This window comes from Prevotella brunnea, from assembly GCF_008016795.1.
Taxonomy (GTDB): domain Bacteria; phylum Bacteroidota; class Bacteroidia; order Bacteroidales; family Bacteroidaceae; genus Prevotella; species Prevotella brunnea.
The window spans coordinates 1-5,704 of record NZ_SDIK01000098.1; the positions used below are offsets into that span (position 1 = coordinate 1).

Annotated in this window: 2 protein-coding genes, 1 rRNA gene and 1 pseudogene; 2 read left to right on the forward strand and 2 right to left on the reverse strand. The window is 46.3% G+C overall.

What is annotated here, in order from left to right:
• Nucleotides 1–84 precede the first annotated feature (84 nt).
• Both rrf and ETF27_RS11600 read left to right on the forward strand, forming a co-directional pair.
• Nucleotides 85–197 (forward strand): 5S ribosomal RNA (rrf, locus tag ETF27_RS10640).
• A gap of 294 nt (nucleotides 198–491) precedes the next feature.
• Nucleotides 492–668, forward strand: a pseudogene (locus tag ETF27_RS11600) (IS982 family transposase); the annotation flags it as partial.
• A 255-nt stretch (nucleotides 669–923) separates the two neighbouring features.
• Here the strand turns inward: ETF27_RS11600 and ETF27_RS10650 are convergent.
• Together ETF27_RS10650 and ETF27_RS10655 are read right to left on the reverse strand one after the other, a co-directional pair.
• Entirely contained in the window at nucleotides 924–3,467 is a 2,544-nt protein-coding gene (locus tag ETF27_RS10650) for an InlB B-repeat-containing protein (protein ID WP_130830297.1), read from the reverse strand.
• A gap of 14 nt (nucleotides 3,468–3,481) precedes the next feature.
• A complete protein-coding gene (locus ETF27_RS10655) occupies nucleotides 3,482–5,680 on the reverse strand; it encodes a leucine-rich repeat domain-containing protein (RefSeq protein WP_147785815.1) in 2,199 nt (732 codons plus the stop codon).
• Nucleotides 5,681–5,704 lie beyond the last annotated feature (24 nt).

A 5,704-nucleotide genomic window follows, 5' to 3' on the forward strand; every position in this document is an offset into this window, starting at 1 on the left:
TTGAGTTGTACTGTAAATAACTTCTTCATTGTTTTCAGCAATTCTTTACTTATGCTTGTTGATATGTGTTTTATTTAACGATATTCAGGTGGTTATTGCGCCGGGGTTCCACCTCTTCCCATCCCGAACAGAGAAGTTAAGCCCGGTTGCGCCGATGGTACTGCAATGCAATGTGGGAGAGTAGGTAGCTGCCTTTTTTTAGCGAAGCCTCACGGAGAAATCCGTGAGGCTTTTTCGTTGTACGCTTGGCATGAAGATTATCCAACGAGTGCAAGTCCCGAGCAAGCCCTGATAGTAGGAATTACAGGCTTTTCCCAATAAATATGCGAGCTTATTTAAAAACGATAGTACTTTTTCGATAAAACGATAGTACTTTTTGTGCAAAACGATAGTACTTTTTTGATAAAACGATAGTACTTTTTTGATAAAACGATAGTACTTTTTTGATAAAACGATAGTACTTTTTGAAGGGTTTATCTTCCGGACAATGGGAATGTATCAATGAGTTGCTCAAGAACAAGACTAATCTTGTACATTCACGGCATCGATCAATACATAATTTCATCATGAACTTGTGTTCTGCTCTTACGGCCTGTTGTTTCTTTGAGAATAAGCCGGAAGCACTGCCGGTACACGTAGAGAAATCAAGGCTATTGAAACTTTTCTAAAGATTTTCTTATCCCGAATTCGCGTAGTTCTTGAGGGACGACTAAGTAAAAGGGCTGAATTCCATGCGAGGAATCCAGCCCTAATTTTTTATGCTCAAAAAAGTTTTAGCGGACAGAAATAAAAATGTTTAATCCTATAATGACCAATTTGGGATTATATTGTCTGTTTTCCTCTACTTTGATTCAAAGAGAGTCATTTACTTTCACTTCATCATTGCTAAAGCATATCATGGAAAAATCCCGATGTTCTTCGCGTTATTTGCAAATCACTTTCCGTCCCCCCTTGATATAGATGCCGGGGCGTGTGGGATAGCACTTTCTTCCTTGCAAATCGTAGATAGTTTGATCTTCTTTGTCTATAAAGATAGGCACGATGCCATTAGGTACTTCGTCCCAACTTATGTTCAAGTCTGTACCATCCACGACAGGCAGATCCGCGATATAAGCACGACCGGGATGTATTATGGTTGAGGTTCCGGAAGCCAAACGCAAGTGAGGGTCTCCATTTGTTTGTACCTCCAAGAGGAATGAAGTGGCTTGAGCCATGGTTTCTTTGAACACACCTGTCAATATGCCGTACGTTACGGGATTTTGCGAATTAAGTCGCCCGCTAAACAGGAGGTTTGTCATCTCATCGGAATACACCAATACCGGCGTGTTGGCAGGGATGGTATTGTTGAGCTTTTGTGCATAGGCGGTCTTTCCGTCCTGATTGGTCAAGACATAAGCCTTTACTCCCTGAGGTATGGGTACATCAAAAGGAGCCACAAATGTGCTAAAGTGCGATTCATCGATGACCATATCTGCATCGTAAGGAGAGGGGATAAAGTCTTTTACTTGCACCTTGCATGGCAAAGCCACCGGGTGATCGTAATCAAGTCGTTGCAGAATCAATACCACGTTGCGAAGTTCAATAGTTGCTGTTCCCAACGGCAATCGACTGTCGGTGCAGTAGTGCATTCTGAGCAGCTCGCCCTCAAAGCCCGTGATGAAGCGTTCCACCGATGAGGGGTAAAGTTGTATGCGTGTCCAACCATCTTTCAAAGGCGTGGCTATCTGCTTGAAGTTGTCAGTTTCCTCGCCGGTGCGTAGCGTGTTTCGTTCCAAAGGATTTTGGTCGGGCATTTCCATATCGAGCGTCATACCCTCCGGCAGGAACACATCAAACTGTACGCCCCACACATCCACTTCGTTGGTAAGGCAGACCTCAATACTTTCCATACACCTGTGCGTGACATTCTGCGAAGTCTCGAATGCAGACATTGACAAACTGTTGGCTGAAGCTTTCGCCTCTATATCTATAACGCTGCTCTGCGATAGAGTGATAAGGTGTTCTAAGTCGATTTCATCCACGATACCATCTTTGTTATAATCAGCGGCCTCGCGTATGAATCCGTCAGACGGCTCTACCAATCCCTTGATAAAGAGCATTACGGCATGAACGTCCGCAAGATCAATGCTGTTATCGCCATTCACGTCGCCATGTTTGTACACCCCTATATGGCTGTTTCGCGCGTTGGCTGTCGTGCTTGTCTCAGCCCCTACTTCAGTAAACGAGATTTGCGCCATGCGCACCGGGTAGCGTTTGCCTGTGGGGAGTTCATTTGGCACTTTGATTTTAAAGGTTACCAACGCGCCGTTGCCTGCCCGAAGCGTATCCCCGGCAAAGGTGAATTTCAGTGTTGTGTCATCCGATTTCACACAAGTCTTCGTAGGATATTTCTCCAGTCTCTCAGAATAGGTTACACCTTCCTCTATCGATGGCATGAGTTGCGCAGGAAATGACAGTTGAAATGTCATATCGCCGATGTCATTGAGTGAAGAGAGAAACACCGACAGGTTCATTTCTTCCCCTTGGAAGCCGTTGGTGCGCTCAATATAGAACACCTGTTTCTTCGCAGAACTTGGGAAGTTAGGCTCGTCTGGTGCGGCAGGGTTGAATTGGAAGCGAGCTTCAAAGCTTACATCGGTTTCTCCCATTGTATAAGAGAAGCTGGGATTGTTGTTGTATGGCTGCCCATCCTTAAACCACCCCAAGAAAACATAGCCCACATTACAGCTGCTACTGATGGTAACAGTCTTCCCCTCAGCTATGTATTGATCCGCTGACACGATTCCCCCCTCAGTGGCAATAGTGAAGATGTGATGTTTAGGCGTAAGATCCGGAGCATCGGGCTCATTGGGCGATGCCGGGACGAACTTGAAATGAGCCACCAGTGTGTCGCGTTGATTTCTTACGGTGTAGGTGAAACTTGCCGTCTCGGAGAGCCGTTCCACATCCTGACTGCTCCAATGGCTGAACACATAGTTGGTTGAAGGCGAAGCGTTCACCGTTACTTTCTTGCCGGGCAAATACTTGCCACCTCCACTCACGTAGCCACCCTCGCTCGCAATGACTGTCAGGGGTATGGTGAGTGTCAGCCATGGGTCGTCGGGTTCCCCGGGACTGCCCGGCTGGTAGATATAATGGGCTGTGAACGTCTCCGGAGTTTCTTTCTTAGTGATGTTGAACGACGATTTCTCTGAAACCACAACACCATCCTCATTGGTCCACTTCGTGAATTTATATCCCATAGCGGGATTAGCCCTCAGGTTTACGATAGCACCTTGGACGTATTTTCCCGTTGGCGAAGGATTGCCTCCTTGCACCGGCTCCGCCAATACGGTAAGCCGATGGGGCAAATTAGGTGCATCGGGCTCTCCGGGGTTCGGTGGATTGAATCCACCTTTCCCTTGTCCGAATGCGGTGATGCAGCCTATCAGCCACATCCCCATCATTAAATATCTTTTTCTTCTCATAGGGCAGTCTTTACTTATTTTACATAAATTTTTCTGCCGTTCACGATATAAATGCCTCGCTTCAGTCCTTGAATAGAGTTACCTACCAATCGACCTGTGAGGTCGTAAACAGCTCTTGTCTTGATTTCGGTGTTTGAAATGGTTTCAATGCCGGTTGGTTTACCTTCAATCTTCAGTGCGAAGCGTTCGTTATCAGTGCCCTTGACAGCTTGGAAGCTATAGTTGCCGGAAGTCAGATCGGTTTGTGTGCCGGTTTCCATATCTACCAATACCACGCGGCTGGCTTCGTTGCGGGTCAGCGCAAAAGTGTATTCTCCATCGGCAGGTATGATGATACCCACAGTTACCATGCCTTCACCCAACGGGCGTTCGTTGATGGCATAACAAGAGCCATCGTTTCCGATGGTATAGATTTGAAGCCCCTCACCAAAGAATTTACCGGCATCGCAAGACATTTCATAGTCGATAGAGGCTTTCTCATTCACCACCACGCGTGTACGGTCGTTCTGATCGTCCTTGCTGATGGTCAAGTCGAGCAATTGTCGGCTGCTTGTTGCTTCCATCTGTATGGGTTTCGCGCCTGCGGTGTGGACGGTATTATCGGTTTGCTTGCCTGCCAATGCGAAAGTTATGCTCTCTATACCTTCCGGTCGTTGTACGAAGAAAGCTTCGTTTGGACGAAGAATATAGTTGTCATCAGTCAGCGAATAAGCATTGTATTGGAAGCCACCATAATACGGAGTGAACACGGTGATGGGTGAATTGAATTCCATTTGCTTGGCATCGTAGTAGCATTGGTAGGGATTGCCAACCAAATTCCAGCTCTGATTGGCAGGAGCTTCAGCTGCGTAGGTCGCAAGTGTGGTTGTATGCGCGTTGGGGCTCATGATTTGGTTTCCGCCGGTGCCATGAGATGGGAAATGACTCCATACGCCATCCTTGCTGGCCTGATAGATGAATCCTGTTCCCGCAGGGATGACAGCACCCGATTCAAAATCTTTCCAGCTGCCAGTCGCGCCATTAGTAGCGCGGTTGGCTCCATCATAGTATCTCACGGCAAAATCGCCCTCTGTGGGCTTGATGTCGTCCACGCACACATCGTAGGGCAGACAGAGTGCATACCATGCATAAGCGTGCGAATAGTTGTGATCATTGCACGTGTATTGGCATATATCCGCTGTGGTGATATCCACATTGGGACAGGTACTGATGATCTGTGTGTAACTTTCATTCTCACGGTCGGCATGTATTTGGAATTTGCCAAACTGTTGGGCAGTTTCACCTCCTATCTTGAATATAAGACCGTTGTTTATATAGATGTTGGGGCGTCCTTCCATGCGTTGACGTGCCCCGAAAGTGAGGTTTTCTTGTATATGCAACCAATCAGCGGTTTCGGTGCTAAAGCCTTCTATGTGTCCCATCTTCAACCAGTTCCCATCGGCTTTGTAGGTATTTACAAGGTAGTTGGGAACTTGCAGCGTCATGTTGGCTAAATACTCATTGGTAAACACACTATAATAATGGCACATCGTGGGACTATTCACTTTGAAGGTGGTGAGCTTTGGACATGCCACGAAATTACCATAGCTATATTTATCAAATTTGAAAAATCGTTCTCCGAGTTCCGCGCTTTTAAGTTCTGAACATGCGTAGAAGACATTGTTGCTCATATCTGTTACATTGTCGAGTTTAATGGCGGTTACAGCCGTTTTCATCATACTATATTTGCCAAATTTTTTAACATGAGACAAACTGCCAAAGTCGTTGTTCCAGCAGTCTGAACATCCATTTTCCCACACTTCTTCCACATTATCGGGTAATGTAAAGTTCTGAAGCGAGACGCAGTTCTGAAGGAAAGATGATCCGAGGATTTTCACATTGGAGCCGATACTGAGTTCTTTCAGCATATATGCATTCATGAACACTCCATTCCCGGAAGTGGCGTCAGCACTGCAATAGCTGTCGGGCAGCATGGCACTCTCGATATTACTATCTCTGAAAGCGTCGTATCCAATGGTCTTAAGTCCATTGGGGAAGTTTATCCGGGTGATGTGAGACTTATAGAAAGCCGCATCTCCGATATCGGTAAGACCTGCCGGGAGCACTACCTTGTTTAGATACTGCCAATCATTGCCCACACATTTGAATCTACTTGCAGGTATGGTGGTATTGGTGATACCTGAAAGGTCAATCTCCCAAAGGGTGCCACTCATATTGCCAATTATTACTGTCCGCTA